The organism is Mesorhizobium sp. P2_F8 (assembly GCF_056403655.1).
In genome coordinates this window covers 1-725 of the sequence record NZ_JBFUFB010000118.1, presented here as the reverse complement: position 1 = coordinate 725, position 725 = coordinate 1, and the positions used below count along the sequence as shown (strand labels likewise).

Annotated in this window: 1 protein-coding gene; it reads right to left on the bottom strand. The window is 59.1% G+C overall.

Features of this window, described 5'->3' with window-relative positions; genetic code table 11:
- Positions 1-303: 303 nt before the first annotated feature.
- A partial coding sequence (gene repC, locus AC1DZP_RS36300) for a plasmid replication protein RepC (protein ID WP_477309178.1) occupies positions 304-725 on the bottom strand: 422 nt, incomplete at its 5' end.

Genomic DNA, 725 nt, shown 5'->3' with positions numbered 1-725 from the left:
GCCATTCCGTTTTTGAAATCCAAGACCTTCGAGTTAAACGCAGCAAATCGAATAATTGCAAGGCCTGCTTCGATCGGCCGGCGGGTGGCTTGCGCATGCGCCACTGTCGCTCGTTATCGGCGTGACGAAGGCAATTGCGCCGTTCGTAGCCGCATGGTGCGACGTTCGTTCGGCGCCAATGAATTCCTCTCCCGTTCCGTGAAATTRATCGCCTGCACAGCGTCCAAGCAACAAAGGCGCCGCGAGCTTCTCGATCCTGCGGAAGCCACATTAGGTTGGAACCGGCTGTGGGATTGGCGAYCGTCATCCTGCCATCCTCGCTGTTACGCCATTCGCCTTCAGTGCCGCCATCAGCATCGGCCCGACCGAAAACGCCCCTGCCCTGGCCTTGTCAGTCAGCACGCGCAGATAGCCGCCGGCGGAATTGATGTGCTGAGCACGTTGCAGGATACAGGCAATCACGATCGCAGCGGTTTCCTGGCCCATCGCATGGCAGGCCTCCTCATACGCAGATGGCGAGACGCCAAGGTAACCCCGCACCTGGGCGGCGGTAATCATGAGATCGCGCCAGTTGCTGATCCCGTCGACGGCATAGTCCGCAATTTCCGGGCAGGCTTTCAGCACAAGCCCCAGCGGATAGGCTTTCGGGGGCTCTGCGGTCTTCGTCCTTGGCTCGGCCGGCGCCCCGCTTTTTTCGAAAGCAGGTTCAAATTCAAAAATAGAGT